The 3,837-nt window shown below is 37.8% G+C and carries 3 protein-coding genes and 1 pseudogene; 3 read left to right on the top strand and 1 reads right to left on the bottom strand.

Features of this window, described 5'->3' with window-relative positions; translation table 11 throughout:
* The first annotated feature begins 199 nt into the window (after window positions 1-199).
* The 3 genes from nuoK (at window position 200) to CK510_RS27670 (ending at window position 3,261) form a co-directional block, all read left to right on the top strand.
* Window positions 200-505 carry an NADH-quinone oxidoreductase subunit NuoK gene (gene nuoK, locus CK510_RS27680; protein ID WP_095724711.1) on the top strand — a complete coding sequence of 102 codons (306 nt, stop codon included), beginning with the start codon at window positions 200-202 and terminating at the stop codon, window positions 503-505.
* Between the two features lie 7 nt (window positions 506-512).
* Entirely contained in the window at window positions 513-1,436 is a 924-nt protein-coding gene (locus CK510_RS27675) for an NAD(+) kinase (protein ID WP_095724710.1), read from the top strand.
* A gap of 220 nt (window positions 1,437-1,656) precedes the next feature.
* Window positions 1,657-3,261, top strand: coding sequence for a glycosyltransferase family 39 protein (locus CK510_RS27670; RefSeq protein WP_095724712.1), 1,605 nt, complete (start codon window positions 1,657-1,659; stop codon window positions 3,259-3,261).
* Between the two features lie 58 nt (window positions 3,262-3,319).
* Here the strand turns inward: CK510_RS27670 and CK510_RS32100 are convergent.
* Window positions 3,320-3,837: pseudogene (locus CK510_RS32100) on the bottom strand (hypothetical protein); the annotation flags it as partial.

Here is a 3,837-nt window from a genome sequence, read left to right as displayed (position 1 = left end):
AGTGGCTACTTAGCCCTTACAGGGCGGCTATCGCCAACAGAAGCTACTTCGTATCTACCGTAGGTAGGCGCAGAGAACGCCTTAGACGCGGAGCGGCTACCTTTGGAAGTCACTTCGTGCCTACCCGAAGGGTAGGAAGAGAAGGAAAAAATACTTAACTGAACTGTATTGTCCCCAATCCCCAACAAAATAAAAATCCATGCAACTTGAATACTTTTTATTACTAGCAGCAGCGTTATTTTGCATCGGAATTTACGGTTTAATTACTAGCCGTAATGCGGTCAGAGTTCTGATGTCAATTGAATTGCTTCTAAATGCTGTCAATATCAACTTGATGGCATTTTCTAACTACCTCGACCCCACAGAAATTAAAGGTCAAGTTTTTACGGTATTCGTCATTACTGTGGCAGCTGCCGAAGCGGCGGTAGGATTAGCTATCGTATTGGCAATTTATCGTAATCGCGATACTGTCGATATGGAGCAGTTCAATCTCCTGAAATGGTAGTAATCGTGTGGAGCTAAAGCAGGTAATAATTGCTTATAAGGCGCGAGATGCCCAAAGTAAACGTTGGGCAGAGATTTGCGCCAAACAACTCGAAAGTCGCCATTGCCAAGTCTTAATGGGACCAAGTGGACCAAAAGATAACCCTTATCCGGTGTTTTTGGCTTCCGCTTCTGATACTATCGACTTGGCTTTGGTTCTTGGTGGTGATGGCACTGTATTAACTGCTGCCAGACATTTATCCCCCGTCGGCATTCCAATATTGGGTGTGAACGTTGGGGGACACCTGGGATTTTTAACTGAGTCAGTGGAAGAATTTCAAGATACCGAGAATGTTTGGGACAGGTTGTTAGAAGATCGCTATGCCATTCAACGAAGAATGATGCTACAAGCTGCGGTGTTTGAAGGACATGGTTCTAACCTGGAACCCATCACAGAAAGGTATTTGGCGTTGAATGAAATGTGTATCAAACCCGCTTCGGCTGATCGGATGATTACGTCAATTTTGGAAATCGAAATTGATGGAGAAATAATTGACCAATATGTGGGGGATGGATTAATCGTTTCTACTCCCACGGGTTCGACTGGTTATACTGTTTCTGCAAATGGTCCGATCATGCACGACGGTATGGAAGCGCTGACAGTGACTCCTATTTGTCCAATGAGTCTTTCGAGTCGTCCGATTGTTTTACCTCCTGGTTCGGTGGTGAGTATTTGGCCTCTAGGGGATTACGATTTGAGTACAAAGTTGTGGATGGATGGAGTGCTGGCAACTTCGATTTGGCCTGGACACCGTGTTGATATTCGGATGGCTGAGTGTCGGGCAAAGTTTATTGTCTTGCGCGAAAACAATTCCTACTATCAAACTTTGCGTGAGAAGTTGTTATGGGCAGGAACTAGGGTTCATTACAATATTAAGAATGAGACGAATTAATTAAGGAGAAAGGTGAGGTATATAAAAGAGATAAAAACCGCAGATGGACGCAAATAGACGCAGATAAGTTGTTTTAATAATTCTGAGTTTTCTCGTTCGTTTGGGGAGAAACCAGGTTTTTTATTTGATTGTGCTTGATTTGGGATTTCGCACAGGGAAAAACCTGTTTTTTAAGTTTTTTTCCTTTTACCCTTTTCCTTTTACTCTTTCCCCTTTTACTATGCGGCATCTACGAATTGCCCCTAATTGGCTGCGTTATTTTATTGTTGTGGTTTTGGTACTAAGTGTATTTTTCCGCTTTGTAAACCTAGATAGGAAGGTTTTCTGGCATGATGAAACTTACACGATGTTAAGGCTATCTGGATACACTACAAATGAGGTAAAAAGTCAAGTTTTTAATAGTCGTATTATTTCACCGGAGAGTCTTTTCAGGTATCAAAATATCAATTCCGAACGGGATTTGAGCGATACAATTAGGTCTTTAGCTATGGAAGATCCACAACATCCACCGCTTTACTATATTATTGCTCGTGTTTGGGTACAGGTATTTGGACAAACATTTGCGAATTCTGTAATTGCGGTGAGAAGTTTGTCTGCCGTGATTAGTTTGTTGGTAATTCCGGCGATGTATTGGCTATGTTGGGAGCTATTTAAGGTTCCATTGGGTATATGCTGGATTGCGATCGCATTAGTTTCATCTTCTCCGCTTCAGTTTGCCTATGCCCAGGAAGCTCGCGAATATATACTTTGGGCTGTAAGTATTTTAGTATCAAGTGCTGCTTTGTTAAGGGCAATTCGACTTGATTCAAAGCGCGAATATATCCAGTCTCCTGTTTTTAATTGGGGTATTTACTCGTTAACTTTAGCACTAAGTTTATACACATTTTTACTGAGTGGATTTGTATTTATAGCCCATGCAGTGTATGTAATTATTACCAATAAATTTCGCGGAAATAAGACTGTAAAGAATTTTATTGTGGCATCACTAGTTAGTTTTTTGTTTTTCAGTCCGTGGTTATTGATATTAATGGGAAACTTTTTCCAATTCGAGCAAACAACTGCTTGGACAGCTACACAAATACCATTAATTAGTTTGATTCAGTCTTGGTTTTTGCAGATAACGAGAATTTTTTTTGACTTGAATAGCAATTTAGATAATATTTTTGGCTATTTTGTTGCTATATTTTTTTTAATTTTAGTTGGTTATGCAATTTATTTTTTATGTTTAACAACTAACATAAAAACTTGGTTGTTTATCCTCAGTTTAATTTGTATTCCTGCATTACCATTAATTTTACCAGATTTACTATTTGGGGGAATGCGATCGACTTCAGAAAGGTATTTAATTCCTTCATATTTGGGGATACAAATAGCGATCGCATATTTGTTTGCCTATCAAATTAATAACGGAAAATTTAAACGTCGGCAAATCTGGCAAGTTATGGCAGTTTTGGTGATTTCGCTGGGTTTAATTTCGATTGTAGTTAGTTCTAAATCGGAAACATGGTGGAATAAGGTTGTTAGTGATGGCAATCCTCAAGTCGCAAGAATTATTAATCGTTCTCAGAATCCATTATTAATTAGCAATGATGCGGGAATTAATTATGGGAATGTGTTTTCTCTCAGCTATTTACTGGAACCCGAAACTAGATTTGTGTTAGTTCAGGAAAGCAATTCTCTATCAAGAGAAGTGAAGCTGAATCAAACTATTTTTATTCTCAATCCCTCTAATAGTTTTCGTCGAGAGATAGAAGCTAAATATGGTTTGCGTGCATATCCTGTGTATGTCGATCGATATTATTCACTTTTAGAATTAGGCAAATAGATTTTATTGATGATATAAAAATCTGCCAACCCTGTTACACTATCGCGGTAGTGACTCCTTACGGCAGTATCAAACTTGAGTTAATACCTATTTTTTTATCAAAAAATATCCTTGGTTTGAAGAGAATTTTAAATAATAATAATATGGATTGAAATTCTCCAGGAGTCTTATTTCGCTTCCATTGCCCTGGACGACAAAATAACATTTTGACTAAGCAACGATGTTGTTTTAAAGCTATGGATTTAAATTTAATTTGGATGGTTGGGTATTCTTGATTAAATCTAACATGAGTTATTTCTGCATCTATATGTAAATTTTCTTCAAGAATTTCTAAGGAAACAGGCATATTTTCAGTTAAATATATTTTTGGAATTTGAGTTAATCCAATTTCCGCTCCTACTTCGGAAATACTGGTTGTAAATCCCCAGATAATATTATTACAAATTTCCACATCTCCATCAGTATCTTCAATATTAATATCACCAGTAATATTATCAAATTTTAGCTTTGCAACTTTTCGTAGGTCAAACCATTCGTATCTATCAAGTTTAGGAGCATCAATGAGAACTAATAAAC

This window comes from Brunnivagina elsteri CCALA 953 (genome assembly GCF_002289455.1).
In the GTDB taxonomy this organism is placed as follows: Bacteria; Cyanobacteriota; Cyanobacteriia; order Cyanobacteriales; family Nostocaceae; genus Brunnivagina; species Brunnivagina elsteri.
The sequence above is the reverse complement of the archived record's forward strand: the minus strand, read 5'-3'. Positions and strand labels throughout refer to the sequence as shown.